25 protein-coding genes are annotated in these 25,742 nt (G+C 65.2%); 18 read left to right on the forward strand and 7 right to left on the reverse strand.

Translation table 11 applies throughout. The annotated features are described in order from the left end of the window. The first annotated feature begins 10 nt into the window (after positions 1–10). From LDZ27_RS02675 to pyrF, 4 genes are all read left to right on the forward strand, one after another. The gene (locus LDZ27_RS02675) at positions 11–796 is read left to right on the forward strand and encodes an SDR family NAD(P)-dependent oxidoreductase (RefSeq protein ID WP_244815203.1); all 786 of its coding nucleotides are present in this window, start codon (positions 11–13) and stop codon (positions 794–796) included. Continuing rightward, positions 787–1,713 carry an SMP-30/gluconolactonase/LRE family protein gene (locus LDZ27_RS02680; RefSeq protein WP_244815204.1) on the forward strand — a complete coding sequence of 309 codons (927 nt, stop codon included), beginning with the start codon at positions 787–789 and terminating at the stop codon, positions 1,711–1,713. The genes LDZ27_RS02675 and LDZ27_RS02680 overlap by 10 nt, the downstream gene beginning before the upstream one ends. Before the next feature lie 87 nt (positions 1,714–1,800). Then, on the forward strand, positions 1,801–2,907 hold the full coding sequence (locus LDZ27_RS02685) for an aldose 1-epimerase (protein WP_244815205.1): 1,107 nt from the start codon (positions 1,801–1,803) through the stop codon (positions 2,905–2,907). Positions 2,908–2,970: 63 nt separating this feature from the next. Further along, positions 2,971–3,786, forward strand: coding sequence for an orotidine-5'-phosphate decarboxylase (gene pyrF / locus LDZ27_RS02690; RefSeq protein WP_244815206.1), 816 nt, complete (start codon positions 2,971–2,973; stop codon positions 3,784–3,786). Between the two features lie 20 nt (positions 3,787–3,806). On the opposite strand, the gene LDZ27_RS02695 is transcribed toward pyrF, so the two are convergent. Genes LDZ27_RS02695 through thiL form a run of 3 tightly spaced genes read right to left on the reverse strand, consistent with a single transcriptional unit; the run spans position 3,807 to position 5,842 of the window. Next, positions 3,807–4,307: a CinA family protein gene (locus tag LDZ27_RS02695; protein WP_244815207.1), complete on the reverse strand. Its 501-nt coding sequence runs from the start codon at positions 4,305–4,307 to the stop codon at positions 3,807–3,809. Positions 4,308–4,338: 31 nt separating this feature from the next. Continuing rightward, positions 4,339–4,869: a phosphatidylglycerophosphatase A gene (locus LDZ27_RS02700; protein WP_244815208.1), complete on the reverse strand. Its 531-nt coding sequence runs from the start codon at positions 4,867–4,869 to the stop codon at positions 4,339–4,341. Beyond that, complete coding sequence (thiL, locus tag LDZ27_RS02705) at positions 4,859–5,842, reverse strand: thiamine-phosphate kinase (RefSeq protein ID WP_244815209.1); 984 nt, start codon at positions 5,840–5,842, stop codon at positions 4,859–4,861. The genes LDZ27_RS02700 and thiL overlap by 11 nt, the downstream gene beginning before the upstream one ends. Before the next feature lie 264 nt (positions 5,843–6,106). On the opposite strand from thiL, the gene LDZ27_RS02710 reads away from it, so the two are divergent. From LDZ27_RS02710 to LDZ27_RS02720, 3 genes are all read left to right on the forward strand, one after another. Further along, positions 6,107–8,401 carry an NADP-dependent malic enzyme gene (locus LDZ27_RS02710; RefSeq protein ID WP_244815210.1) on the forward strand — a complete coding sequence of 765 codons (2,295 nt, stop codon included), beginning with the start codon at positions 6,107–6,109 and terminating at the stop codon, positions 8,399–8,401. 423 nt (positions 8,402–8,824) lie between these two features. Next, on the forward strand, positions 8,825–9,325 hold the full coding sequence (locus LDZ27_RS02715; protein ID WP_244815211.1) for a ribonuclease: 501 nt from the start codon (positions 8,825–8,827) through the stop codon (positions 9,323–9,325). Between the two features lie 15 nt (positions 9,326–9,340). After that, positions 9,341–9,913, forward strand: a complete 573-nt coding sequence (locus LDZ27_RS02720; protein ID WP_244815212.1) for a barstar family protein — start codon at positions 9,341–9,343, stop codon at positions 9,911–9,913. Positions 9,914–9,996: 83 nt separating this feature from the next. Here LDZ27_RS02720 and LDZ27_RS02725 read toward each other — a convergent pair whose 3' ends face one another. Together LDZ27_RS02725 and LDZ27_RS02730 are read right to left on the reverse strand one after the other, a co-directional pair. After that, the gene (locus tag LDZ27_RS02725; protein WP_244815213.1) at positions 9,997–10,734 is read right to left on the reverse strand and encodes a 16S rRNA (uracil(1498)-N(3))-methyltransferase; all 738 of its coding nucleotides are present in this window, start codon (positions 10,732–10,734) and stop codon (positions 9,997–9,999) included. A gap of 19 nt (positions 10,735–10,753) precedes the next feature. Next, the gene (locus tag LDZ27_RS02730; protein WP_244815214.1) at positions 10,754–11,167 is read right to left on the reverse strand and encodes a glyoxalase/bleomycin resistance/extradiol dioxygenase family protein; all 414 of its coding nucleotides are present in this window, start codon (positions 11,165–11,167) and stop codon (positions 10,754–10,756) included. 372 nt (positions 11,168–11,539) lie between these two features. Between LDZ27_RS02730 and tkt the strand changes: the two genes are divergently transcribed. Then, entirely contained in the window at positions 11,540–13,591 is a 2,052-nt protein-coding gene (gene tkt, locus LDZ27_RS02735; protein WP_244815215.1) for a transketolase, read from the forward strand. A 51-nt stretch (positions 13,592–13,642) separates the two neighbouring features. After that, the gene (gene gap / locus LDZ27_RS02740) at positions 13,643–14,653 is read left to right on the forward strand and encodes a type I glyceraldehyde-3-phosphate dehydrogenase (protein ID WP_244815216.1); all 1,011 of its coding nucleotides are present in this window, start codon (positions 13,643–13,645) and stop codon (positions 14,651–14,653) included. Positions 14,654–14,804: 151 nt separating this feature from the next. On the opposite strand, the gene fur is transcribed toward gap, so the two are convergent. Further along, positions 14,805–15,233 carry a ferric iron uptake transcriptional regulator gene (gene fur, locus LDZ27_RS02745; RefSeq protein ID WP_244815217.1) on the reverse strand — a complete coding sequence of 143 codons (429 nt, stop codon included), beginning with the start codon at positions 15,231–15,233 and terminating at the stop codon, positions 14,805–14,807. A 177-nt stretch (positions 15,234–15,410) separates the two neighbouring features. Between fur and LDZ27_RS02750 the strand changes: the two genes are divergently transcribed. The 9 genes from LDZ27_RS02750 to LDZ27_RS02790 all read left to right on the forward strand — a co-directional run bounded on the left by LDZ27_RS02750 (position 15,411) and on the right by LDZ27_RS02790 (position 24,533). Beyond that, positions 15,411–16,205, forward strand: coding sequence for an outer membrane protein assembly factor BamE (locus LDZ27_RS02750; RefSeq protein ID WP_244815218.1), 795 nt, complete (start codon positions 15,411–15,413; stop codon positions 16,203–16,205). A 69-nt stretch (positions 16,206–16,274) separates the two neighbouring features. After that, a complete protein-coding gene (gene dapB, locus LDZ27_RS02755) occupies positions 16,275–17,072 on the forward strand; it encodes a 4-hydroxy-tetrahydrodipicolinate reductase (RefSeq protein ID WP_244815219.1) in 798 nt (265 codons plus the stop codon). A 17-nt stretch (positions 17,073–17,089) separates the two neighbouring features. Continuing rightward, entirely contained in the window at positions 17,090–17,755 is a 666-nt protein-coding gene (locus LDZ27_RS02760) for a MotA/TolQ/ExbB proton channel family protein (RefSeq protein ID WP_244815220.1), read from the forward strand. 9 nt (positions 17,756–17,764) lie between these two features. Beyond that, positions 17,765–18,181: a biopolymer transporter ExbD gene (locus LDZ27_RS02765; protein ID WP_244815221.1), complete on the forward strand. Its 417-nt coding sequence runs from the start codon at positions 17,765–17,767 to the stop codon at positions 18,179–18,181. A gap of 223 nt (positions 18,182–18,404) precedes the next feature. Next, positions 18,405–20,999, forward strand: coding sequence for a leucine--tRNA ligase (leuS, locus tag LDZ27_RS02770; protein WP_244815222.1), 2,595 nt, complete (start codon positions 18,405–18,407; stop codon positions 20,997–20,999). Between the two features lie 68 nt (positions 21,000–21,067). After that, positions 21,068–21,619: an LPS assembly lipoprotein LptE gene (gene lptE / locus LDZ27_RS02775; RefSeq protein ID WP_244816017.1), complete on the forward strand. Its 552-nt coding sequence runs from the start codon at positions 21,068–21,070 to the stop codon at positions 21,617–21,619. A 19-nt stretch (positions 21,620–21,638) separates the two neighbouring features. Further along, positions 21,639–22,712 carry a DNA polymerase III subunit delta gene (gene holA, locus LDZ27_RS02780; RefSeq protein ID WP_244815223.1) on the forward strand — a complete coding sequence of 358 codons (1,074 nt, stop codon included), beginning with the start codon at positions 21,639–21,641 and terminating at the stop codon, positions 22,710–22,712. Between the two features lie 110 nt (positions 22,713–22,822). Next, on the forward strand, positions 22,823–24,094 hold the full coding sequence (locus LDZ27_RS02785) for a glutamate-5-semialdehyde dehydrogenase (protein ID WP_244815224.1): 1,272 nt from the start codon (positions 22,823–22,825) through the stop codon (positions 24,092–24,094). 22 nt (positions 24,095–24,116) lie between these two features. Continuing rightward, positions 24,117–24,533, forward strand: a complete 417-nt coding sequence (locus LDZ27_RS02790; RefSeq protein ID WP_244815225.1) for a CopD family protein — start codon at positions 24,117–24,119, stop codon at positions 24,531–24,533. A gap of 65 nt (positions 24,534–24,598) precedes the next feature. Here LDZ27_RS02790 and LDZ27_RS02795 read toward each other — a convergent pair whose 3' ends face one another. After that, positions 24,599–25,438: a MurR/RpiR family transcriptional regulator gene (locus tag LDZ27_RS02795; protein ID WP_244815226.1), complete on the reverse strand. Its 840-nt coding sequence runs from the start codon at positions 25,436–25,438 to the stop codon at positions 24,599–24,601. Positions 25,439–25,742 lie beyond the last annotated feature (304 nt).

Below are 25,742 nucleotides of genomic sequence, written 5' to 3' on the forward strand. Positions count from 1 at the left end.
TTTGAACGATATGGCAATCGACAGCACTCTCGCGCGTTATCCGAGTCTCGCCGGCAAGACCGTGCTCATCACCGGCGGCGCGACCGGCATCGGCGCGGCCTTCGTCGAGCATTTCTACGATCAGGGCGCGAAGGTCGCGTTCTTCGACATCGACGCCAACGCGGGCGAAGCGCTCGCGAAGCGGCTCGGCGTGGATCTTCGCAAGGGCGGGCAGCCGCCCACGTTTCTGCGCGTCGATCTCACCGACATCGCGGCGCTGCGCCAGGGCATCGCGGATGTGCGCGCGGCGCTCGGTCCCATCGGCGTGCTCGTCAACAACGCAGCCAACGACCAGCGCCATTCGATCGAATCCGTGACGCCCGAATCCTACGACGCGGGCATCGCGGTCAATATCCGCCATCAGTTCTTCGCGGCGCAGGCGGTCATCGAAGACATGAAGCAACTGGGCGGCGGCTCGATCATCAATCTCGGCTCGGTCAGCTGGATGCTGAAGAACGGCGGCTTTCCCGTGTACGTGACGGCGAAATCGGCGGTGCAGGGCATGACGCGCGGCCTCGCGCGCGATCTCGGCAAGTTCGGCATCCGCGTGAATTCGCTCGTGCCCGGCTGGGTGATGACGGAAAAGCAAAAGCGCCTCTGGCTCGACGAAGCGGGCAAGCGCGCGATCAAGGAAGGGCAGTGCATCGACGGCGAATTGCTGCCCGAGCATCTCGCGCGCGCGGCGCTTTTTCTGGCGTCGGACGACAGCCGCATGATGACGGCGCAGGACATGATCGTGGACGGAGGATGGGCGTGATGAACACGACGAACCGAATCCCGGCGCAGCTTTTGATCGACAGCCGATGCGCGCTCGGCGAAGGCGCGACGTGGTGCGCGACGAGCGGCCGCTTCTACTGGACGGACATCGAAGGCAAGCGCTTCTTGCGCTACGACCCGCGCGACGGATCGACGGAATCGTTCGACATGCCCGAGCGTCTCGCATGCTTCGCGCTTTGCGCCGATCCCGGTTTCGCGCTGCTCGGGCTCGCGTCGCGGCTGGCGTTCTTCGAGTTCTCGACGGGCGCGATCGAAACCATCGCGGAAGTCGAAGCCGATCTGCCGACACGCCTGAACGATGGCCGCTGCGACCGCGAAGGGCGCTTCGTGTTCGGCACGAAGCACGATGTCGACGATGCGGAGCCGCTCGGCGCGTTTTATCGGCTGAATGCGGATTTGTCGCTCGAACGCCTGCCGCTCGGCAAGTTCGCGATCAACAACAGCACCGCGTTCAGCCCGGACGGGGCGACGATGTACTACTGCGACACGCCGACGCGCCGTATCCGCGCATGCGATTACCCGAGCTTCGCGAACGACCGCCTGTTCGTGGAACTGACCGATGACACCGGCGCGCCCGATGGTTCGACCGTCGATGCCGACGGCGCGCTGTGGAACGCGCAGTGGGGCGGCGCTCGCATCGTGCGATACGCGCCCGATGGCCGCGAAACCGCGCGCATCGAAGTGCCGAGCGCGCAGCCGAGTTGCGTGGCGTTCGGTAGTCTGTCGGGCGATGTGTCCGGCGGCGGCGCACTCGATACGCTTTTCGTGACGACCGCGCGCAACGGCCTCGACGACGACGCGCTCAAGACCGACCCGCACGCGGGCGGCATCTACACGGCTCAGCCGGGCGTGCGCGGCATCGCCGAACCGGTTTTCGCGGGCAAGCGCCGCGCATGACAAAGGATGCGGCGCGCGGCGACGACGCGCCGTCCGCCAAAGCCCCGGTTGCGCCGGGTGATCTCGCCTCTGGATGGAGCACGAGCCATGACTGTTGCGCGCAGTGAGCAAACGGTGAATCTTGCATCGACGTCCACGGCGCAGGCGAATGCGCGCCGCTCGCGGCTCGCGGCCGCCGCCGAGCCGCCGATACGGCCCGGTCCTGGCACGGCGGTCGTCGCGATCGGAGGCGCGCAGGTCGAAGGCTGCATCACGCTCGCGAACGCGCATCTGCGGCTCGAAGTGGCGCCCGCGCTCGGCGGCGGCATCACGCGCTTCGACTGGCGTCACGAAGGCGCGCTCGTGCCGATCTTCCGGCCATGCGCCGAACCCGGCCCCGGCACGGACCCGAATCAGCTTGCGTGCTATCCGCTGCTGCCGTATTCGAACCGCATCGGCAACGGGCACTTTCGATTTTCCGGACGCGCGGTGGACGTGCCGCGCAATCGCCCCGACGAGCCGTTGCCGCTGCACGGCGACGGCTGGCTCGGCGCGTGGGACGTCGAGGAAGAGAGCGCGGCGCGCGTGCGGCTCGCGCTCGATCGCAGCGACGGCAAGCCGTATTCGTTTCGCGCCACGCAAACCTACGCGCTCGACGACGCCACGCTCACCGTCGCGCTCGACGTGGAGAACACCGGCGACGACGCGCTGCCGTTCGGTCTCGGCCTGCATCCGTTCCTCATGCGCGAGGCGGACACCGAGCTTTCCGCGGCGGCGGGCGGCCTCTGGCTTTGCGGCGACGACTGGCTCCCCGTCCGGCACGTGCCCGCGCCGCCCGCATGGCAGTTCGGCGTCGCGTACCCGATGCCGTCGGAAATGGTGAACAACGCGTTCACCGGCTGGAGCGGACGCACGAGCGTGCTCTGGCCGAAGCGTCGCCTTTCTCTCACCATCGCCGCCGACACCGACTACTACGTGCTCTACGCGCCGCCCGGCGAGGACTTCTTCTGCTTCGAGCCGGTCGATCATCCGATCAACGCGGTGAATCTGCCGGGCGGCGGCGAGGCGAACGGCATGACGGTGCTCGCGCCCGGCGAGCGGCTCGCGCGCGAATTCCGCTTCACCGTGGAGCGTACCGGCGAGGCGGCGCGGCGCGCGAGGCCGCGCACGCGGGCGGGATCGAAAGCGCGCGGGCGCGCCGCGCTCGCCCGCTGAATCGAAAAGAAGCGGTGCCACGCACGTTAAAATGCGTGGCACCGCTTTTCACCGACTTCTCCCATGTCCTTCATTCAATCGCTCAACGCCGCGTGGTCGCGCACGCAATCGCTCCTCTGCGTCGGTCTCGATCCCGAGCCGTCGAAGTTTCCGGGCGCGCTCAACGGCCGCGCCGACGCGATCTTCGAATTCTGCAAGACCATCGCCGATGCGACCGCGCCGTATGCGTCGTCATTCAAGCCGCAGATCGCCTATTTCGCGGCGCATCGCGCGGAAGATCAGCTCGAAGCGCTGATCGCGCATATCCACGAGAAGCACGCCGGCATTCCGGTGATTCTCGATGCGAAGCGCGGCGATATCGGCAGCACGGCGGAGCAATACGCGAAGGAAGCGTTCGAGCGCTATCGGGCCGACGCCGTGACGGTGAATCCGTACATGGGTTTCGATTCCATCGAGCCGTATCTCGCGCATGAGGGCAAAGGCGTGATCGTGCTGTGCCGCACGTCGAATGCAGGCGGCTCCGATTTGCAATTCCTCACGACGTCCGATGGCGCTCCGCTGTATCAGACCGTCGCGCGTCTGGCCGCCGAAAAGTGGAACGACAAGGGCCAGCTCGGTCTCGTCGTCGGCGCGACGTTTCCGAAGGAAATCGAAGCGGTGCGGGGCATCGTCGGGGACATGCCGCTCTTGATTCCGGGCATCGGCGCGCAAGGCGGCGATGTCGAAGCGACCGTGCGCGCGGGGCGCACCGCGAACGGCAACGGCATGCTCATCAATTCGTCGCGCGCGATCATCTACGCGGGCAAGGGCGATGACTACGCGGACGCGGCAGCACAAGCCGCGAAAAAGACGCGCGATACGATCAACGCGTATCGCTAGGCCGCGTCAGGGGCGCGGGCTTACCGCTCGCGCTCTTCCAGGAACTCCAGCAATTGCCTGAGCGCGTGCGCCGCGGCCTGCGTGCGAACCTGCTCGCGATCGCCCTTGAAGTGCTGCGTCTCGATCGCGGTATGCAGGCGGTTGCTCCACGCAAAACAGACCGTGCCGACGGGCTTCGCCTCGCTGCCGCCCGCGGGACCGGCGACGCCGGTGATCGACACCGAGACCTGCGCGCGGCTGTTGCGCAGCGCGCCTTCGGCCATCGCTTTCGCGACCGGTTCGCTCACCGCGCCGTGCTGCTCGATCAGCGCGGCCGGCACGCCGATCATCTCCGTCTTCGCCAGATTCGAATACGTGACGAAGCCGCGCTCGAACCACGCGCTGCTGCCCGAAATATCCGTGATCGCCGCTGCGACCATGCCGCCGGTGCACGATTCGGCGGTGGCGAGCATCAGCCGTTCGTCGCGCAGCTTGTTGCCGGCGCGGATCGCGAGTTGATGAACGACGGTATCGGTTGGCATGGCGTTGTCTCGCAGACGAAAGGGTCAAACGTCAGACGCTCGTGCGCCACAGCGCGATCACGAGCAGGGTGAAGAACGCGGCGACGAGATCGTCGAACATGATGCCGAAGCCGCCTTTCAGATGGCGGTCGAAATAGCGGATGGGCGGCGGCTTCACCATGTCGAAGAAGCGAAACACGATGAACGCCCACAGTTGCCCGGTGAACGTCGCGGGCGTCACGAAAAGCAGCACGAGCCAGAACGCGACGATCTCGTCCCACACTACCGCCGACGGGTCCGCAACGCCCATCTTCTTCGCGGTGAAGCCGCAAAACCAGCATCCCGCGATGAAGCCCACGACGAGCAGCGCGCCCCATTGCGCGACCGTCAGATGACGGTTCAGCGAAACGAACGACGCCCACGCGAAAAGCGTGCCGACGGTGCCGGGCGCGACGGGAGAAAGCCCGCTGCCGAAGCCGAGCGAAAGAATGTGCAACGGATGCGTGAGCATGAAGCGCGCGCTTGCCTTGCGCGGCTTTGGACGTGGCGAAACCTCGTTCGCGACGGCGGGATCAGTCTGCATGGAAGTGGTCGAAGCCTTGCAACGTCAGGGAAAGCGCTGCGCCCGAGCCGTCGCGCCATGCGATGCCGGGCGCACCGGATTCGATTGTACCGATGCGCGTCAGCGCCACGCCGACGCGTTCGCCGATGCGCGCAATCGAGTCTCGCGCGTTCCGCGGCGCGGTGAAGCAGAGTTCGTAGTCGTCGCCGCCCGCGAGCGCGCACTGGCGGCGCGCGGCTTCGGGAAGCGCGCGCACGGCGTCGGAGCAGGGCACGGCGTCGGCATCGACGGTTGCGGATACCGCCGAGCGCCTGAGAATGTGCATGAGATCGCCGGCGAGACCGTCGGAGATATCGAGCGCCGCGTGCGCGACGCCGCCGAGCGCGAGGCCGAGCGCCACGCGCGGTTCTGGCTTCTCCAGCGCGCGTTTCCATGCGGATGCCGCTTCGTCGGGCGCGCGCCATTCGCCGCGCATGACGCCGAGGCCCGCGCGCGCATCGCCGAGCGTGCCGGAAACGTAGATGTCGTCGCCGGGTTTCGCTGCATCGCGGCGCAGCGCCGATGCATGCGCGACATCGCCGAAAACGGTGATGCAGATGTTGAGCGGGCCGCTCGTCGTATCGCCGCCGACGAGCGCGCAGTCGAAGCGTTCGGCAAGCGCGAACATGCCGTCGCTGAACGCTTCGAGCCACGCTTCGTCGGCGTGCGGCAAGGCGAGCGCGAGCGTGAATGCGTGCGGCTTCGCGCCCATCGCGGCGAGATCGGACAGATTGACGGCGAGCGCCTTGTGGCCGAGCGCGCGTGCGTCGACGTCGGCGAAGAAGTGGCGGCCCGCGACCAGCATGTCGGTTGAAATCGCCAGTTGATGGCCGGCGGGCGGGGCGATCAGCGCGCAGTCGTCGCCGATGCCGAGCGGCGCGTCGCCCTGTCTCGGCGACGGCGCTTTCGCACGGCGCGCGAAGTATCGATCGATCAGTGAAAACTCGGAAAGCATCGTCGGAAAAGCGGAATCATGGTGCGCTGCAAGAAGAAAACCGGAGGCGGCGCGAACGTGCTCATTCGCGTGGTGCGCGCAACCGCCGCGCGTCTCGAAAAAAATCGGCGAAGCGCCGCAAGCCTTGCCCGACCGGGACATCAGACGTTTTCCGGTCACGGCACTTGTAGCTGAATTGCATGCACTGCAGGCCGAAGCGGGGCTTGAATGGCGCTACAATGCGTTCGAACTTCCATTCTAATTCCCGCACCGCTAGCCCGCCTTATGACGACTCCCGCCAATACGAAGTTGCGCGAAGCCGCGCTCGATTATCACGAGTTTCCGACGCCCGGCAAAATCGCGATCGCCCCGACCAAGCAGATGATCAACCAGCGCGACCTCGCGCTCGCGTATTCGCCCGGCGTGGCGTTCGCGTGCGAGGAGATCGTCGCCGATCCGCTGAACGCCGCGCGCTTCACCGCGCGCAGCAACCTGGTGGGCGTGGTGACGAACGGCACGGCCGTGCTCGGTCTCGGCAACATCGGACCGCTCGCGTCGAAGCCGGTCATGGAAGGCAAGGCGGTGCTCTTCAAGAAGTTCGCCGGCATCGACGTGTTCGATATCGAGCTCAACGAGACCGATCCGCATAAGCTCGTGGACGTGATCGCCGCGCTCGAACCGACCTTCGGCGGCATCAACCTAGAAGACATCAAGGCGCCGGACTGCTTCATCGTCGAGCGGGAATCGCGCAAGCGCATGAAGATTCCCGTCTTTCACGACGATCAGCACGGCACGGCCATCGTCGTGGCGGCGGCGGTCACCAACGGCCTGAAGGTCGTCGGCAAGGACATCGGCGAAGTGAAGCTCGTCGCCTCCGGCGCGGGCGCGGCGGCGCTCGCGTGTCTGGATCTTCTCGTCGATCTCGGCATGAAGCTCGAGAACATTTACGTGACGGATTTGGCCGGTGTGGTCTACAAGGGCCGCGTCGAACTGATGGACCCGGACAAGGAGCGCTTCGCCCGCGAAACCAGCGCGCGCACGCTCGCGGAAGTGATCGAAGGCGCCGACGTGTTCCTCGGCCTGTCGGCCGGCGGCGTGCTCAAGCAGGACATGGTCAAGCAGATGGGCACGAAGCCGCTGATTCTCGCGCTCGCCAATCCGACGCCCGAAATCCTGCCGGAGCTCGCGCTCGAAGTGCGCCCGGACGCGGTGATCGCCACCGGTCGCACGGATTATCCGAATCAGGTCAACAACGTTCTGTGCTTTCCGTTCATCTTCCGAGGCGCGCTCGATGCGGGCGCGACCACCATCACGAAGGAAATGGAAATCGCCGCCGTGAACGCGATCGCGGAACTGGCGCGTCAGGAGCAGAGCGACATCGTCGCGACGGCGTATGGCATTCAGGACTTGTCCTTCGGGCCGGAATATCTGATTCCGAAGCCGTTCGATCCGCGTCTCATCGTGAAGATCGCGCCGGCGGTGGCGAAGGCCGCGATGGATTCCGGCGTCGCGACGCGTCCGATCGAAGACATGGACGCCTACGAGCAGCACTTGCAGCAGTTCGTGTATCACAGCGGCACGACGATGAAGCCCGTCTTTCAGCTCGCGCGCAGCGTGGAGCCGGAGAAAAAGCGCATCGTGTTCGCGGAAGGCGAGGAGGAGCGCGTGCTGCGCGCGGTGCAGATCGCCGTCGATGAAAAGATCGCCAAGCCCATTCTCATCGGCCGGCCGGCGGTCATTGCCCAGCGCATCACGAAGTTCGGCCTGCGCCTCACGCCGGGCGTCGATTTCACCGTCGTCGACACCGACCACGACGAGCGTTACCGCGACTTCTGGCAGACGTATCACGCGATGATGGCGCGCAAGGGCATCAGCCAGCAAATGGCCAAGCTCGAAATGCGCCGCCGCACGACGCTGATCGGCTCGATGCTCGTCAAGAAGGGCGAAGCGGACGGCATGATCTGCGGCACGGTGAGCACGACGCATCGCCATCTGCATTTCATCGATCAGGTGATCGGCAAGAAGGACGGCTGCAACGTGTACGCGGCGATGAACGCGCTCGTGCTGCCGGGCCGCCAGATTTTTATCGTCGATACGCACGTGAACGTCGATCCGACGCCCGAGCAGCTTGCCGAAATCACGATCCTCGCGGCGGAAGAAGTGAAGCGCTTCGGCATCGTGCCGAAGATCGCGCTGTTGTCGCATTCGAACTTCGGCACGAGCAACGCACCGACCGCGCAGAAGATGCGCGACGCGCTCGCGATTCTCAAGGAGCGCGCGCCCGATCTCGACGTGGACGGCGAAATGCACGGCGACGTCGCGCTCGATGCGCGTCTGCGCCGCGAAGTGCTGCCCGAGTCGACGCTCGAAGGCGATGCGAACTTGCTCGTGCTGCCGAACATCGACGCGGCCAACATCTCGTACAACCTGCTGAAGACGGCGGCGGGCAACAACATCGCGATCGGGCCGATTCTGCTGGGCGCGGCGAAGCCCGTCCATGTGCTCACGGCGTCGGCGACGGTGCGGCGCATTGTCAACATGACGGCGCTGCTGGTGGCGGACGCCACGGCTGCGCGTTGACGCGGGCTTCGGAGTAGCGAATAAGAAGGCGGCAAGAACATCCTGCCGCCTTTTTTTCGGGCAAAAAAAAGCGTGCCGTGAAGCACGGCACGCCTTGGGGCAAGAGCAAGGGGAATTTGCTGCTTCCCGGAAGGTGCAGGGTGTCCGGCAATGGAGCGCATTCCGTGAAACTGGCGACAAGTGAGGCGGCTTGCCCAGCGGTTCCAAACCCTGCGGACCAATTATTATCTTTCACGCGATAAAAATCGCTCAGATTTCGGCTAAATCCGGTTGCTTTTTCTCAAGGATCGCCAGTTCAATGGCGCGGGAGGAGGAAATAATTTCCGAATTCCCGGCCAACGTTGCTTCGCCCTGTCATTAGCGATACCCTTACATCTTTCAGGGTCGACGGATCTTCTGGGTCAACGCGGGGACAAACGTTTCGTGAAGCGTGCATCGGCACTCGCCTGCATCGTCGTATTGAGCGTCGTTCTGGGCGGCTGCGGCAAGGACGAATCGCGCAGCGACGCGCCTGCGGTGGCGAACGCGGCGTCGGTCAGCGAGGCGAACGCCGTAGCGCGCAAGCCGGATGAACCGCTCGCGCAGCCGGGCGTCGGCCAGTCGCCGGCCGCTGTCCGGCAGACGCGGGACGATACGCTCGGCACGGTCGCCGTCGCGCAGTTGCCGAAGCAGGCTGTGCAGACGCTCAGACTGATAGAAGCGGGCGGCCCTTTCCGTTACGAGAAGGACGGCGTCGTGTTCGGCAATCGCGAACGTTTGCTGCCGCAGCATCCACGCGGCTACTACCACGAATACACAGTCCCCACGCCGCGCGCGCGGGATCGGGGCGCGCGCCGGATCGTGTGCGGCGGACCGAAGCGGCAGATCGGCGATTGCTTCTATTCGGACGACCATTACGCCAGTTTTAAACGCATTGCGGGATAACTAGGGATTAACGGCATGAGCGACAACATCTACGCGCACGACCACGGCGTCGCGAGTGATCTTTTCGCCACCGGCGATGGCAACCTGTTCCAGCGAGTATTGCGGCTACGCATGACAGAACACGACAACAGACCCGACGACGAGCCGAACGGGAGTCCCGACGCGGCGTCCCATGCGCAGGACGAGTCGGAGTCTCTTTTCGCGACGGTGCGGCCCAACATCGTGCAGTCCATCCGCGCGTTTCGCGTGCAGGAACTTGCCGACGAAGCCAACCGCCTCGGCCAGCATTTTCTGTATGCGTATCTGGGCCAGGCGCAGAGCAAACAGGAAGTGCTGGAGACGATCGCGTTGTCGTTCCTGTTTCCGAAGCACTTCGGCAAGAACTACGACGCGCTCTACGATTGCCTCACCGATCTCGTCCAGAAGGCCGGTTCTCAGCCGGGTTTCGTGATCGTGCTCGAACAATTGCCGATCGCGCAGAAGTTCGACAAAGAAGGGCGCGAGACGCTGCTCGACGTTTTCCGTGATGCCGCCGAGTTCTGGGCCGAGCGGCGCGTCGCGTTCCGCGTTTTTTATTCGTTCGTTTGATCAGCAACAGCCAGCAGATCGTAAAGCAGACAGCCCGATGACACGTCATCGGGCTGTTTTCGTTTAGCGCGCGATTCCCGCCTTCACCATCCGCCCCAGCGCGCGGCCAGCGCCGCCAGCACCGCGATTCCCGCCGTCTCCGTGCGCAACACGCGCGGTCCGAGGCCGAGCGCCGAGAATCCCGCCGCGACGATCTCGCCTTCCTCCTTCGGCGAAAAGCCCGCTTCCGGACCGATGACCAATGTGACGCGACCGCGCGGAGGCGTGGCGGGCAGCGCGTCGAACGCGACGTCGGCGCGCGGCGACAGCAACAGCCGCAACTCGTCATCCGATGCGTCCGGCAGTTGCGCGAGCCACGCGCTCAGGTCGCGCGGCGCGGCGACTTCCGGCACGCGATTACGTCCGCATTGCTCGCATGCCGCGCGCACGAGCGCCTGCCAGTGCGCCTGACGCCGCAGCGCGCGCTCGCCCGCAAGCCGCACGACGCCGCGCTCGGCGATCAGCGGCACGATCTCGCCGACGCCCAGTTCCACCGTTTTCTCGATGAGCCAGTCCATCTTGTCGCCGCCGGCGACGCCCTGCGCCAGCGTCACGCGATAGGGCGGCTCGGCTTCGCGCTCGCTGTGCGCGTCGATGCGCGCGAGCACCGCGCGCTTGCCGATATCGACGAGCGCGCCGTGATATTCGCCGCCCGCGCCGTCGAAGAGCGTGATCGCGTCGCCGGGAGCGAGGCGCAGCACCTGAACGTGGCGGACGACGTCGTCGGGAAGGGAAAGCGTTTCGCCCGCCGCGAGCGGGCCGTCGACAAAAAAGCGTGGCATGGATGCGTGACCGTGAGACCTAGCGCAGATGCCGGGCGATGGCCCAGCGATAGCCGTCCGGATCTTCAATTTGGGCGAAGCGGTCGCCCCAGAACTGATCCTGCGGTTCGATGAGCGCCTTGGCGCCGACCGCGAGCGCGTGCGCGAACGTGGCGTCGACATCGTCGACATACAGATAGAACGACTGCGGCGCCATCTGCCCGGCGCTCTTCGGCGTGCGCGCCTGTGATCCGTAAGCGCCCTCTGGCGCGAACATCAGAATCAACTGCCCGCGATACGTCATCTCGACATGGATGACCGTGCCGTCGTCATTCACGCTGTCGCGCACCGCGAAGCCGAGCGCCTTCTCGTAGAACGCAATGCTCACGCGCGCATCGCGCACGGTCAGGTAGGGCGTCAGCCAGGGAACGTCGGCGGGGCGTGGGTCGGTCATCGAAAGCACTCCTTGAAGCCTCTTGCTCATTCGGGTGATGGGCATTTTGCCATGAGGCCGCGACCGGTCGCGGCACGCGGTCACAGGCGGCCACGGGATGAAGTGCCGCGCGCGCTCGCCGGCGCACGGAACATGCCCGCGAAACGCCGGGAGCCGCACGTTCGGGGCGGTATCGCACGCGTGTCAATCGGACCGGTCTGTTAGAATGACCGCCTCCCGATCCTCGTCGTTTCTCGTCGTTCCGGTCCTGAAAACGTGGTGTGCCGCGGGTCCGGCGTGCAGTGCGAAGCACTGGTTTGCACGTTGCGGCAAGAAGCACCGTGGATCATTTCAGCACCAGCCTCAACGCTCCCGTAGCCGCCGAAATCCGACATGACGATCCCGACTTCCAGCCCGACCGCCCTCATGGCCAACGCAATCCGCGCGCTCGCCATGGACGCCGTTCAACAAGCCAACTCCGGTCATCCCGGCATGCCGATGGGCATGGCCGAAATTGGCGTCGCGCTGTGGTCGCGGCATCTGAAGCACAATCCGTCGAATCCGCACTGGTTCGACCGCGATCGTTTCGTGTTGTCGAACGGTCACGGCTCCATGCTGCTTTACGCGCTGCTGCACCTCACCGGCTACGACCTGCCGATGAGCGAGCTGAAGAACTTCCGCCAGCTTCATTCGAAGACGCCGGGGCATCCGGAAGTGGGCATCACGCCGGGCGTCGAAACGACCACCGGCCCGCTCGGTCAGGGCGTCGGCAACGCGGTCGGCATGGCGCTCGCCGAAGCGCTGCTCGCCGCGGAGTTCAACAAGGCCGACGCGAGAATCGTCGATCACCATACGTATGTGTTCCTCGGCGACGGCTGCCTGATGGAAGGCATCTCGCACGAAGCCTGTTCGCTCGCGGGCACGCTCAAGCTCAACAAGCTGATCGCGCTCTACGACGACAACGGCATTTCCATCGACGGCCACGTCGAGCACTGGTTTCACGACGACACGCCGAAGCGCTTCGAAGCCTACGGCTGGAACGTGATTCGCGGCGTGAACGGTCATGATGTCGACGCGGTCGATGCGGCCATCGCTCAGGCCAAGCAATCGGACAAGCCCACGCTCATCTGCTGCCGCACGGTCATCGGCAAGGGCGCGCCGACGAAGGCGGGCGGTCACGATGCACACGGCGCCCCGCTCGGCGGCGACGAGATCGCGGCGACGCGCGCGGCAATCGGCTGGGCGTATGAGCCGTTCGTGATTCCGCAGGAAGTCTATGCGGCGTGGGATGGCAAGGAAGAGGGCAAGCGCGCCGAAGGCGAGTGGAACACGGCGTTCGCGGCTTATCGCGCGAAATATGCGAAGGAAGCGGACGAGTTCACGCGCCGCATGAAGGGCGAACTGCCCGCGAACTGGAAAGAGAGCGCGGCGAAGATCATCGAGGACGCGAATCAGCGCGCCGAAACCGTGGCGACGCGCAAGGCATCGCAGCAGGCCATCGAAGGTCTCGCCGCCGCGTTGCCTGAACTGCTCGGCGGTTCCGCCGACCTGACCGGTTCCAATCTCACCAACTGGAAGGCGTCCAAAGCCGTGCGCGCCGCGGGCGATGCCGAAAACGGCAACGTGAACCACGCGGGCATCCAGTGGGGCAATCACATCAACTACGGCGTGCGCGAGTTCGGCATGAGCGCGGCCATCAACGGTCTCGCGCTGCATGGCGGCTTCCGTCCGTTCGGCGGCACGTTCCTCACGTTCTCCGACTACAGCCGCAACGCGCTGCGCGTCGCGGCGCTGATGAAGTCGCGTTCGATCTTCGTGTTCACGCACGATTCCATCGGCCTCGGCGAAGACGGCCCGACGCACCAGTCGGTCGAACACGTGTCCAGCCTGCGCCTGATTCCGCATCTGCAGACGTGGCGTCCGGCGGATACGGTCGAAACGGCTGTCGCGTGGACGCATGCCATCGAGCATCAAGGCCCGTCGACGCTGATCTTCAGCCGCCAGAACCTGCAATACTCGCCGCGCAACGACATCCAGATCGCCAACATCGCGAAGGGCGGCTACGTGCTGCGCGACTGGAACGACGACATCCCCGCGCGCAAGATCATCCTGATCGCGACCGGCTCCGAAGTGCAGCTCGCGATGCAGGCGGTCGAGGCGCTCGCGAAGGACGGCATCGGCGCGCGCGTCGTGTCGATGCCCTGCACGAATGTCTTCGACAAGCAGGACGCCGAGTATCGCGAGCGCGTGCTGCCGAAGGGCGTCGCGCGCGTGGCGATCGAAGCGGGCGTGACGGATTTCTGGCGCAAGTACGTGGGCCTGGAAGGCGGCGTGGTCGGCATCGACTCGTTCGGTGAATCGGCGCCGGCCGGCGTGCTCTTCAAGTACTTCGGCTTCACGGTGGAGCACGTCGTCGAAACGGCGAAGGCCGTTCTCGCGGCGTAAGCGCTTCCGCGTGCAGCAAAGCCCGAGTTTTTTAAGCCAAGGAGATAGACCATGACGATTCGCGTTGCAATCAACGGCTACGGCCGGATCGGCCGCAACACGTTGCGCGCCTTCTACGAGAACGGCAAGAAGCACGACATCGAGATCGTCGCCATCAACGATCTCGGCGACGCCAAGACCAACGCGCACCTGACGCAGTACGACACCGCGCACGGCAAGTTTCCGGGCCAGGTGTCGGTGGACGGCGATTTCCTCGTCGTCAACGGCGACAAGATCCGCGTGCTGGCGAATCGCAATCCGGCCGAACTGCCGTGGGGCGAGCTGAACGTCGACGTGGTGATGGAGTGCACCGGCTTCTTCACGACGAAGGAAAAGGCGAGCGCGCACATCAAGGGCGGCGCGAAGAAGGTCATCATCTCCGCGCCGGGCGGCAAGGACGTGGACGCGACCGTCGTGTACGGCGTGAACCACAACGTGCTGAAGGCGTCGGACACGGTCATCTCGAACGCGTCCTGCACGACGAACTGCCTGGCGCCGCTCGTCAAGCCGCTGAACGACAAGATCGGCCTCGTCAACGGTCTGATGACGACGATCCACGCCTACACGAACGACCAGGTTCTGACCGACGTGTATCACGAAGACCTGCGCCGCGCGCGCTCGGCCACGCACAGCCAGATTCCGACGAAGACGGGCGCGGCGTCCGCCGTCGGTCTCGTGCTGCCGGAGCTGAACGGCAAGCTGGACGGCTACGCGATCCGCGTGCCGACCATCAACGTGTCGGTGGTCGATCTGTCGTTCATCGCCGCGCGCGACACGACGGTCGAGGAAGTGAACCGGATCATGAAGGAAGCGTCGGAAGGCGCGCTCAAGGGCATTCTCGGCTACAACGACGCGCCGCTGGTGTCGATCGACTTCAACCACAACCCGGCTTCGTCGACGTTCGATTCCACGCTCACGAAGGTCTCGGGCCGTCTCGTGAAGGTGTCGAGCTGGTACGACAACGAGTGGGGCTTCTCGAACCGCATGCTGGATACGGCCGTCGCGCTGGCGAACGCGAAATAAGCGTTTCAGCCATCGGCAGACGTGCGAAAGCCGCTCTTCGGAGCGGCTTTTGTTTTGGCGTTAGCGTCCGCAACGCACGAAAGCTGCAGGCGAAACAAAACCGCCGTCCATCAAAGAAGATGGACGGCGGTTCCAGTTCCGCGCCACGCGTTCAGTGCTTGCGGTGCGGGCAGTTCTCTTTCGTGCACGCGCCGTAGAGCGCAAGCGCATGTTCGTGCAGCTTGAAACCGCGTTCCTTCGCGATGGATTGCTGACGGCGTTCGATCTCGGCATCGAAGAATTCCTCGACGCGGCCGCAGTCGATGCAGACGAGGTGATCGTGATGCGAGCCTTCGTTCAGTTCGAACACGGCCTTGCCGGATTCGAAGTTGCTTCGCGACAGAAGGCCCGCCTGCTCGAACTGCGTGAGCACGCGATAAACCGTCGCCAGTCCGATGTCCAGTTCTTCGCTGAGCAGGTTGCGATAGACGTCTTCGGCGGTCAGATGACGCACCGGACTATGCTGGAAGATTTCCAGAATCTTGAGGCGGGGCAGGGTCGCCTTGAGCCCGATATTTTTCAGATCGGAGGGATTGGTCATGGCTAGGCATCCCTAGAGTACAATTCAAGGTTCTCATAGTAATGCGTTTTTCCGAATCCTGACATCTCATGCCGGACTGGAACGAGAACGGAATAGAAAGAGCGCAGCCTGCTAGCGCGGTGCGCGAAAGGTGAAATGATCTCAAAATTTTTATCGAATTGCAGGGAGAGCCGCCGCATGCGTGGAACCATGATCGCAGCAACCCTCGCCGCGTTGCTCGCGGGTTGCTCGACTTACGACAGCGTCACGCAGAAGATCGCGCAGAGCATCACGCCGTATCGCATCACGGTAGTGCAGGGCAATTTCGTTTCGCAGGAAGCGGCGAACCAGATGCAGGTGGGCATGTCGCGCGACCAGGTTCGCACGCTGCTCGGCACGCCGCTGCTCACGGACATGTTCCACGCGGACCGCTGGGACTACGTGTTCTACTTCAAGCGCGGCTCGACTTCCGTCGTGCAGCAGCGCGACTTTGTCGTGAACTTCGCGAGCGATCGCGTCGTGAGCTGGTCGGGTGGCGAGAATCTGCCGTCGAACCTCGAACTGCTCGCCGAGATCGACGGCGACAAGGGCGTGAAGGTCGCGAAGCCGGCGGCGGCTCCCACAGCGGCGGCGGCGTCAAGTGCGGCGTCCGCATCGGCGGTGACGGCGCCGGCTGGCCAGCCGTCCACGCAGCCGAACACGGCGGCCGCTTTCGCCGGCGACGCGAATCAGCAAGCGGCGCAAGCCGCGAACCGCGCGACGGCGCAGGTCGAAATGCCGACCGGCCGCTCGCAATCGTCGGTGCGAGCGAACGTTCCGCAAAGCCCCGGCGCGGCGCCGGGCGCGGGAAGTCAGGGCATGAATTCCCAGATCCAGTTGCAGCGCAAGCCGCAGACCATCAACATTCCCGACAGCAGCGCGGTCGGGCCGGCAAGCACGTCGCCGGCGCCTGCCAATGCGGGCGGACAAGCGCAGTTCTCCATGCCGCAGTAACACGGGCAGCTTCAGCGGGAACGCGCGGACGCCGCGCTTCCCGCCAGCATCATTCAATACGAGACAGCCATGAAGATCGCCATCGCCGGGGCGTCGGGCCGCATGGGCCGGATGCTGATCGAAACCGTTCTCAACGACCCCGACGCGCAACTCGTCGGCGCACTCGACCGTCCGGGCGTGCCGCAACTCGGGCAGGACGCCGGTGCGCTCCTCGGCAAGACGACGGGCGTCACGCTCACCGACGACATCGAACGCGTGTTCGCGCAAGCCGACTATCTGATCGACTTCACGCGTCCCGAAGGCACGCTCGCGCATCTGGAAGCGGCGCTGCGTCACAACGTGAAGATGGTCATCGGCACGACCGGCTTCTCCGACGAGCAGAAGGCGCGGCTGAAGCAGGCGGGCGAAAAGATCGGCGTCGTGTTCGCGCCGAACATGAGCGTCGGCGTGAACGTGACGCTCAAGCTGCTCGAATTCGCCGCGAAGCATTTCGCGCAGGGCTACGACATCGAGATCATCGAGGCGCATCACCGGCACAAGGTCGATGCGCCGTCCGGCACCGCGCTCGCGATGGGCGAAGTGGTCGCCAACGCGCTCGGCCGCGACTTGAAGGACTGCGCCGTGTACGCGCGCGAAGGCGTGACCGGCGAACGCGATCCGTCGACCATCGGTTTCTCCGCGATTCGCGGCGGCGATATCGTCGGCGATCACACGGTGCTGTTCGCGGGCATCGGCGAGCGCGTCGAGATCACGCACAAGTCCGCGAGCCGTCTCTCGTATGCGCAGGGCGCGTTGCGCGCGGTGCGCTTTCTCGGCGCGCACGAGACGGGATTCTTCGACATGCAGGACGTGCTCGGCCTGCGCTGAGACCGCATTCGCCGACGATGGCCGCAACGGGCGTCATCCACTATCTGCAAAGCGGCGATGCCGTGACGCATGCGGTCGCGGCCGTGCTGCTCGCGATGTCGCTCGCGAGTTGGTGCTTTCTGCTCGTGAAGGCGTGGATGCTCGCGCGCGCCAAGTGGCAAGGTCCGCGCGCGTTGCAGCGCTTCTGGCAGGCGGCGACGCTGAAAGAAGGCATCGGCGCGTTGCGAAGCGCGGATCGCGAGCGCGTATTTCTGCCGCTCGCCGAGGCGGCGTGGCGCGCATCCGAAGCCGAGGTGCCCGGCGCGCTGCTCGCGCGCGTCGAACGGAATGAGCGCGTTTTACGCGCATTGCGTCAGGCGTTGCTGAACTCGCAACGCCGGCTGGAATTCGGGCAAGTGCTGCTCGCGTCGGTGGGCAGCACCGCGCCGTTCGTCGGCTTGCTGGGCACGGTCTGGGGCATCTATCACGCGCTCGGCAGCATCGCGGCGAGCGGACAGGCGCTGATCGAAAACGTCGCGGCTCCGGTTGGCGAGGCGCTCATCATGACGGCATTCGGGCTTGTCGTCGCGATTCCCGCCGTGCTCGCGTACAACGTGCTCGGCCGCTACGTGCGGCAGGTTTCGGAAGAGCTGGACGGCTTCGCGCACGACCTGCACGCGTTCGTCTGCGGCGAGTCGAAGTAGGAGCGCGCGATGGCCTTCGGCGGACTCGACAACAAGCCCAACGGCTCGCCGATGGCCGAGATCAACATGACGCCGCTCATCGACGTCATGCTCGTGCTGCTCGTGATCTTCATCATCACCGCGCCGCTTTTCACGCACGCGATCCCGCTCGACTTGCCGAAAGTCGCATCGCAGGCGGCGCGCGAGACGCCGCAGACCATCACGCTTTCAATCGACGGCGCCGGCAGGCTCTACTGGAACGACGCGCCCATCACCGCCGACGCGATGCGCGCGCGCTTCGCTGCCGCGGGCAAGGCCGCCGACAAGCCGGAGTTGCATCTGCGGGCGTCGGGCGCGGCGCGCTACGAAGTCGTCGCGCAGGTGATGGGCGCGGCGCAGCAGGCCGGCATCACGCGAATCGGGTTCGTCACCGAGCCGGTGCAATAAAGCCGCGTCCGCGTTTTCCGCCCACTGCGCGAAGCTCGCCCGGCGCGCCAGCGCACGCGGGCGCGACGGTATAATCCCCTTTGCCCGTCCGGTGCGGCTGCGAGTTCGGCAGACGCATCCCAATCAAGACCGATTCAGCGGCAGAGGCCACGCGCGGCGCGTTCCGCATCGACGTGGCGAGTCCCGAGGTCCGTTCCCAGCATCAGCGTAAAGCCATCACACCATGCACGATAAATACGTACCCGCCGACGTCGAATCCGCCGCGCAGAGCACCTGGCGCGCGAACGACGTCTACCGGACGACCGAGACCTCCGACAAACCCAAGTTCTACTGCGTCTCGATGCTGCCGTATCCGTCGGGCAAGCTGCACATGGGCCACGTGCGCAACTACACCATCAACGACGTGATGTACCGCTATCTGCGCATGAACGGCCACAACACGCTCATGCCGATGGGCTGGGACGCGTTCGGCATGCCCGCGGAAAACGCCGCGATGGCCAATGGCGTGCCGCCCGCGAAGTGGACTTACGACAACATCGCGTACATGAAGAAGCAGATGCAGTCGATGGGTCTCGCCATCGACTGGTCGCGCGAAGTCGCCACCTGTTCGCCCGAGTACTACAAGTGGAACCAGTGGCTGTTCCTCAAGATGCTGGAAAAGGGCATCGCGTACAAGAAAACGGGCACCGTGAACTGGGACCCGGTCGATCAGACCGTGCTCGCGAACGAACAGGTCATCGACGGGCGCGGCTGGCGCTCGGGCGCGCTGGTCGAAAAGCGCGAAATCCCGATGTACTACCTGCGCATCACCGACTACGCGGATCAACTGCTCGACGATCTCGAAGGTCTCGGCTGGCCCGAGCGCGTCAAGATCATGCAGCAGAACTGGATCGGCAAGAGCTTCGGCGTGAACTTCGGCTTTCCGTATGAAATCGACGGCGAGCAGAAGCTGCTGCGCGTTTTCACGACGCGCGCCGACACCATCATGGGCGTGACGTTCGCGGCGGTCGCGGCGGAACATCCGCTCGCGACGCGCCTCGCGCGCGACAACGCGGACCTGCAGGCGTTCATCGAGGAATGCAAGCGCGGCGGCGTGGCGGAAGCGGACGTCGCCACGATGGAAAAGAAGGGCATGCCGACCGGCTTCTTTATCACGCATCCGCTGACGGGCGAGAACGTGGAAGTGTGGATCGGCAATTACGTGCTGATGTCCTACGGCGAAGGCGCGGTGATGGGCGTGCCGTCGCACGACGAACGCGACTTCGCGTTCGCGAAGAAATACGGTCTGCCGATCAAGCAGGTCGTTGCGGTCGAAGGCAAGACGTATTCGACCGACGCGTGGCAGGAGTGGTATGGCGACAAGACCGCGGGCAAGCTCGTCAACAGCGGCAAGTACGACGGCATGACGACCAGCGAAGCCATCGACGCGATCGCCGCCGATCTGAAGGCGAAGGAACTCGGCGACAAGCAGATTACGTGGCGTCTGCGCGACTGGGGCATCTCGCGTCAGCGTTACTGGGGCACGCCGATTCCGATCATCCACTGCCCGACATGCGGCGACGTGCCCGTGCCGGAAAAGGACCTGCCGGTCGTGCTGCCGGAAGACCTCGTGCCGGACGGCACGGGCAATCCACTCGCGAAGTCCGAAGCGTTCCTAAACTGCGCTTGCCCGAAATGCGGCGCGGCGGCCAAGCGCGAAACCGACACGATGGACACGTTCGTCGATTCCTCGTGGTACTTCTCGCGCTACAGCGCGCCGGACGCGCAGACGATGGTCGACGCGCGCACCGATTACTGGATGCCGATGGACCAGTACATCGGCGGTATCGAGCACGCCATTCTCCATTTGCTGTACTCGCGTTTCTGGACGAAGGTCATGCGCGACATGGGCCTCGTGAAGTTCGGCGAGCCGGCGAAGAACCTGCTCACGCAGGGCATGGTGCTCAACGAGACGTTCTATCGCGAGGACGCGAGCGGCAAGAAGACCTGGTACAACCCGCTCGACGTGACCGTTTCGCACGACGAGAAGGGCCGTCCGACGGGCGCGACGCTCAACGCGGACGGTCAGCCGGTCGTGCTCGGCGGCGTCGAGAAGATGTCGAAGTCGAAGAACAACGGCGTCGATCCGCAGACGCTCATCGACCAGTACGGCGCGGATACCGCGCGTCTGTTCGTGATGTTCGCGGCGCCGCCCGAGCAATCGCTCGAATGGTCGGGCGCGGGCGTCGAAGGCGCGAGCCGCTTCCTGCGTCGCGTGTGGCACTTCGCGCACGACAACGCCGATGCGCTGCGCCAGCACGCCAAGCTCGACGCGTCGAAGCTCAACGACGCCGGCCGCATGCTGCGCCGTGAAATCTACACGGTGCTCAAGCAAGCCGACTTCGACTACGGCCGCCTGCAATACAACACGGTCGTCTCCGCCGCGATGAAGATGCTCAACGCGCTGGAAGGCGCAAAGGCGTCGACCGAAGGCGTGCTGAACGAAACCTTCAGCGTGCTTCTGCGCGTGCTCTATCCGGTCGTGCCGCATCTCACGTTCCAGTTGTGGTCGGAACTCGGCTACGCGGACCGCTTCGGCCCGCTGCTCGACGCGCCGTGGCCGAAGGTCGATGAAGCCGCGCTGGAGCAATCGGAGATCGAACTCGTGCTGCAGGTCAACGGCAAGGTGCGCGGCGCGCTGACAGTGGCGAAGGAAGCATCGCGCGAAGCGATCGAGAAGGCCGCCATCGCGCACGAGATGTTCGAGAAGTTCTCCGAAGGCCGCACGCCGAAGAAGATCGTCGTGGTGCCGGGGCGTCTCGTCAACGTGGTGGTCTGATGCGGCCCATGCGTCCGATGCTCAAAACCAGAGGAGTGGATGTGACAGGTCTTGCGGACACGAAAGGCGTGAGCAGGCGTTCGTTTCTGGCGCTCGCATGCGGTGCGCTCGCGCTGTCCGCGTGCGGTTTCCAGTTGCGCGGCCAGCAGGATTACGCGTTCAAGCGCCTCGCCGTCACCGGCGGCGCGCCGCAGATGGTCGCGCGGCTCGAGCGCATGGTGCAGGGCGGAAGCGATACGGTCGTCGTGAGGCCGTCGGAGAAGCCGGACGCGACGCTGGTTCTTTCCGAGGGACAAGGCCTCAGGACTTTGAGTCTGAACTCGCAGGGCGTCATCGAGGAGTACGAACTCGTCTACAATCTGAGCTATAGCCTCGTGGGCGCGGACGGCACCGTGCTGATCCCGCCGAGCGCGATCGCGCTCAACCGGGCGATGACCTATAGCAACCAGTACACGCTCGCGAAACAGCAGGAAGCGACGCTGCTTTACAACGACATGCGCAACGACGCCGTCGACCAGTTGACGCGCCGGCTCGCGGCCGTGCGCTCGCTGCATCCGACGCCGGGCGAGCAGACGCCGGGCATCGCGCCGCGCGCGCCGCTGCCGACGCCGCCGCTTTGACGGCGGCAGACGCTTCATCATGCAACTGAAGCTCGACGCGCTCGAAGCGCACCTCGCGAAAGGCCTGAAGGCGCTCTACGTCGTCTATGGCGACGAGCACCTGCTCGCGCAGGAAGCGTGCGACCGCATCCGGGCCGCCGCGCGCGCGGGCGGCTTCACCGATCGCACGGTGTTCACGGTCGAGCGCGGCTTCGACTGGAGCGCGCTCATCGGCGCGACGCAGTCGATGTCGCTCTTCGGCGACCGTCAACTTATCGAACTGCGCATTCCAGGCGGCAAGCCGGGCAAGGAAGGCGCCGAAGCGCTGAAGACGCTCGCCGCCGCCGACAACCCCGACGTCGTCACGCTCATCACGCTGCCGCGCCTCGATTCCGCTACGCAGAAATCCGCGTGGTTCACGGCGCTCATCGGCGCGGGCGTCGCGCTCAAGATCGATCCGGTCGAGCGCGCGCAGTTGCCCATGTGGGTCGGCCAGCGGCTCGGGATGCAAGGCCAGCGCGTCGCACCGGGCGAGGAAGGGCGGCGCGCGCTCCTTTTCATCGCGGAGCGCGTCGAGGGCAATCTGCTCGCCGCGCATCAGGAAATCCAGAAGCTTGGGCTGCTGTATCCGCAGGGCGTGCTCAGTTTCGAGGAGATTCACGACGCGGTGCTGAACGTCGCGCGCTATGACGTCTTCAAGCTCAACGAGGCGATGCTGACCGGCGACGTCGCCCGGCTTTCGCGCATGCTCGACGGACTCAAGGGCGAAGGCGAAGCCGCCGTGCTGGTGCTGTGGGCGCTCGTCGACGAAGTCCGCACGCTGCTGCGCATCAAGCGCGGCGTGGCGTCGGGCAAGCCGCTCGCGACGCTTCTGCGCGAGAACCGCGTGTGGGGACCGCGCGAGCGGCTGATCGGTCCGGCGCTTTCGCGCGTGACGGAAGACGCGCTCGAACGCGCGCTCTCGCTCGCGGCGCGGCTGGATCGGCAAGTGAAAGGGCTGTCGGGCAGTTCCGGCCGGCGCGGCAGCGAGCCGCCGCCCGATCCGTGGGCGGGCATGTTCGAACTGGCGATGGCCGTCGCTCATGGCGGCGGGAACCCACGACCGCGTCGCTGAAAACGCATCGCGGCTTAGAATGATTCCTTGCGCGTCCGATTCACGCGGACGCGATTCTCAGAAGCGCCGCCGCGCCCGAGATGCGCCACCGGCACACGGAACACACGCACATGAACATCGACCAGTACATGACCGACCTCGGCCGCCGCGCGCGCGCGGCGTCACGCGCGATGGCGCGGGCGTCGACGGCGGCGAAGAACGCGGCGCTCGTCGCGGTGGCGAGCGGCATCGAGCGCGAGCGCGACGCGCTCAAGGCCGCGAACGCTCGCGATCTCGCGCGGGCGCGCGAGAAAGGACACGACGCCGCGTTCATCGACCGCCTGACGCTCTCCGACAAGGCGCTCGGCACGATGGTCGAAGGCTTGCGCCAGGTGGCGTCGCTGGCCGATCCGATCGGCGAAATCAGCGGTCTCAAATATCGTCCGACGGGCATTCAGGTCGGGCAGATGCGCGTGCCGCTCGGCGTCATCGGCATCATCTACGAATCGCGTCCGAACGTGACTATCGACGCCGCCGCGCTCTGCCTGAAATCCGGGAACGCGACGATTCTGCGCGGCGGCTCCGAAGCGCTCGAATGCAACACCGCGCTCGCGAAGCTCATCGGCGAGGGATTGCAGGCGGCCGGGCTGCCGCAGGACGCCGTGCAGGTTGTCGAGACGGCGGATCGCGCGGCTGTCGGCAAGCTCATCACGATGACCGAATTCGTCGACGTGATCGTGCCGCGCGGCGGCAAGAGCCTGATCGCGCGGCTAATGGAAGAGTCGCGCGTGCCGATGATCAAGCATCTCGACGGCATCTGCCACGTTTACGTGGACGACCGCGCGGATCTCGCGAAGGCTGCCGCGATTTGCGACAACGCGAAGACGCATCGCTACGGAACGTGCAACACGATGGAAACGCTGCTCGTCGCGCGCGGCATTGCCGCGCAAGCGTTGCCGGAACTGGCGCGCGCGTTTCAGGCGAAGGATGTGGAGCTGCGCGTGGACGGGCACGCGCGCGCGGTGCTGGAAGCCGCGAATATCGGCTCGCTCGTGGACGCGGCCGAAGCCGACTGGAGCACCGAATATCTCGCGCCGGTGCTGGCGGTGAAGATCGTCGACGGTCTCGATGACGCCATCGGACATATCAACGCCTACGGCTCGCATCACACGGACGCGATCGTCACCGAAGATCACGATCGCGCGATGCGCTTCCTGCGCGAAGTCGATTCTGCGAGCGTGATGGTGAACGCGTCGACGCGCTTCGCGGACGGCTTCGAATTCGGGCTGGGCGCCGAGATCGGCATCTCGAACGACAAACTGCACGCGCGCGGACCCGTCGGGCTGGAAGGGCTGACGTCGCTCAAATACGTGGTCCTCGGCCACGGCGAAGTGCGCCAATAAGAACCATCGAACCCTAACAACGATGCTCTGGATCAAGTCGCTGCATATCGTGCTGGTCGCCTCGTGGTTTGCCGGCCTCTTTTATCTGCCGCGCATTTACGTGAATCTGGCGATGGAGAAGGACCCGGCGGCCACGGCCCGCCTTCTTCTGATGGCACGGAAGCTCTTTCGCTTCATGACGTTCATCGCGGTGCCGGCGCTTGCTTGCGGGCTGTGGCTATGGCTCGTAGTCGGCATCGGGCGCGGGCAGGGCTGGCTGCACGCGAAGCTCACGATCGTCGTGCTTCTGATCGTCTATCACGCGTATTGCGGACGCTTGCTGCGCACGTTCCAGCGCGGCGAGAACACGCGCTCGGACAAGTGGTATCGCATGTTCAACGAGTTGCCGGTGCTGGGGCTTCTCGGCGCGACGCTGCTCGTCGTCATCAAGCCGTTTTGAAGCGGCATTTATCGAGGCTTTACCGCGAGCACACGAGCGATTGCGCGTTTTCAGCGCGCTAACGCCTAGGTTCCTACCCGCCGGCCTTCCAGAACGTCCTTCGTTTCCGCGAGCTTCTCCGCGAGCGCCGGCCCGCGCGCCAGCGCAAGCCCGACCGCCAGAATGTCGCCGATTGCGAGATGCGAAACGCGCGACGTCATCGGCGAAAAAATATCCGTGTCTTCATCGACATTTGCAAATAGCCCGACGGTCGCGAGGCGCGCGAGCGGCGAATTGCCGTGCGTGATCGCGATGACTTTCGCGCCGCCGTTGAGCGCCGACTTGCACGCTTCGAGGATGTCGCGGGTGCGGCCGGTGTTGGAAATGGCGACGACGACATCGCCCGCGCCGAGCAGCGCCGCCGACGTCGTGTAAGTGTGGGGGTCCGAATACGCGACCGACGGCACGCCGAGGCGGAAGAACTTGTGCTGCATGTCCAGCGCGGCGATGCCCGAGCCGCCCGCACCGTAAAACTCGATTCGCCGCGCATTCGAAAGAATCCCGATCGCCGCCGCGACGCTGTCCGACGACAAACTGTTGCGCACGGCAATGAGCGCGCCGATGGTCCGGTCGAGCACTTTGGCCGCCACGCCGGCGGGCGGCTCGTCGGCGCGCACGTCGCGGTACACGGTGGGGACGTCCGCCGCCACGCTTTGCGCAAGGCGAATCTTGAATTCACGAAAGCCCGAAAAGCCGAGCGCCTGACAAAAACGCGCGATGGTCGGCTGGCTGACGCCGGCGTGCGCGGCGAAATCGGTCATCGAGAGGTCGAGCACTTCGCGCGGCGCCGCCAGCACGTAGTCGGCAAGTTTGCGTTCCGAGGGGCGCAACTGCTCGCGCATCGCTTCGACTTGGGACAGCAACATCGGAAAACTCGCCTAAGCTGGAAATTTGCCTGCGACTATAGCCGATGAATCGATCTGTACAAATACTACATAACCAGACGTGCCAAAACTAGGTGATTTCCCTGAGAGGCAGGCGGACAAAGCGCCGCAGTTACGCGCTCGCTGAAGAAACTTAGGCGTGTGATGCGTTGTCATCGTGTAGTTTTTCTACTAACATCTGCGAGACGGCAGAACGACACGATAACGACGCAGCCGCCGTTCCTCGCGATTGACCCAACCCTCAAAACTCGACGGCAGCGCGCCGGAGTGACGCGCCGGAGTGAGA

Source organism: Caballeronia sp. Lep1P3 (genome assembly GCF_022879595.1).
GTDB lineage: Bacteria > Pseudomonadota > Gammaproteobacteria > Burkholderiales > Burkholderiaceae > Caballeronia.

Bases quoted from the DNA above. Each gene is read 5' to 3' on its own strand.
- LDZ27_RS02675 (WP_244815203.1), top strand. From the start codon at position 11: ATGGCAATCGACAGCACTCTCGCGCGTTATCCGAGTCTCGCCGGCAAG.
- LDZ27_RS02680 (WP_244815204.1), top strand. From the start codon at position 787: ATGGGCGTGATGAACACGACGAACCGAATCCCGGCGCAGCTTTTGATC.
- LDZ27_RS02685 (WP_244815205.1), top strand. From the start codon at position 1,801: ATGACTGTTGCGCGCAGTGAGCAAACGGTGAATCTTGCATCGACGTCC.
- pyrF (WP_244815206.1), top strand. From the start codon at position 2,971: ATGTCCTTCATTCAATCGCTCAACGCCGCGTGGTCGCGCACGCAATCG.
- LDZ27_RS02695 (WP_244815207.1), bottom strand. From the start codon at position 4,307: ATGCCAACCGATACCGTCGTTCATCAACTCGCGATCCGCGCCGGCAAC.
- LDZ27_RS02700 (WP_244815208.1), bottom strand. From the start codon at position 4,869: ATGCAGACTGATCCCGCCGTCGCGAACGAGGTTTCGCCACGTCCAAAG.
- thiL (WP_244815209.1), bottom strand. From the start codon at position 5,842: ATGCTTTCCGAGTTTTCACTGATCGATCGATACTTCGCGCGCCGTGCG.
- LDZ27_RS02710 (WP_244815210.1), top strand. From the start codon at position 6,107: ATGACGACTCCCGCCAATACGAAGTTGCGCGAAGCCGCGCTCGATTAT.
- LDZ27_RS02720 (WP_244815212.1), top strand. From the start codon at position 9,341: ATGAGCGACAACATCTACGCGCACGACCACGGCGTCGCGAGTGATCTT.
- LDZ27_RS02725 (WP_244815213.1), bottom strand. From the start codon at position 10,734: ATGCCACGCTTTTTTGTCGACGGCCCGCTCGCGGCGGGCGAAACGCTT.
- LDZ27_RS02730 (WP_244815214.1), bottom strand. From the start codon at position 11,167: ATGACCGACCCACGCCCCGCCGACGTTCCCTGGCTGACGCCCTACCTG.
- tkt (WP_244815215.1), top strand. From the start codon at position 11,540: ATGACGATCCCGACTTCCAGCCCGACCGCCCTCATGGCCAACGCAATC.
- gap (WP_244815216.1), top strand. From the start codon at position 13,643: ATGACGATTCGCGTTGCAATCAACGGCTACGGCCGGATCGGCCGCAAC.
- fur (WP_244815217.1), bottom strand. From the start codon at position 15,233: ATGACCAATCCCTCCGATCTGAAAAATATCGGGCTCAAGGCGACCCTG.
- LDZ27_RS02750 (WP_244815218.1), top strand. From the start codon at position 15,411: ATGCGTGGAACCATGATCGCAGCAACCCTCGCCGCGTTGCTCGCGGGT.
- dapB (WP_244815219.1), top strand. From the start codon at position 16,275: ATGAAGATCGCCATCGCCGGGGCGTCGGGCCGCATGGGCCGGATGCTG.
- LDZ27_RS02760 (WP_244815220.1), top strand. From the start codon at position 17,090: ATGGCCGCAACGGGCGTCATCCACTATCTGCAAAGCGGCGATGCCGTG.
- LDZ27_RS02765 (WP_244815221.1), top strand. From the start codon at position 17,765: ATGGCCTTCGGCGGACTCGACAACAAGCCCAACGGCTCGCCGATGGCC.
- leuS (WP_244815222.1), top strand. From the start codon at position 18,405: ATGCACGATAAATACGTACCCGCCGACGTCGAATCCGCCGCGCAGAGC.
- holA (WP_244815223.1), top strand. From the start codon at position 21,639: ATGCAACTGAAGCTCGACGCGCTCGAAGCGCACCTCGCGAAAGGCCTG.
- LDZ27_RS02785 (WP_244815224.1), top strand. From the start codon at position 22,823: ATGAACATCGACCAGTACATGACCGACCTCGGCCGCCGCGCGCGCGCG.
- LDZ27_RS02790 (WP_244815225.1), top strand. From the start codon at position 24,117: ATGCTCTGGATCAAGTCGCTGCATATCGTGCTGGTCGCCTCGTGGTTT.
- LDZ27_RS02795 (WP_244815226.1), bottom strand. From the start codon at position 25,438: ATGTTGCTGTCCCAAGTCGAAGCGATGCGCGAGCAGTTGCGCCCCTCG.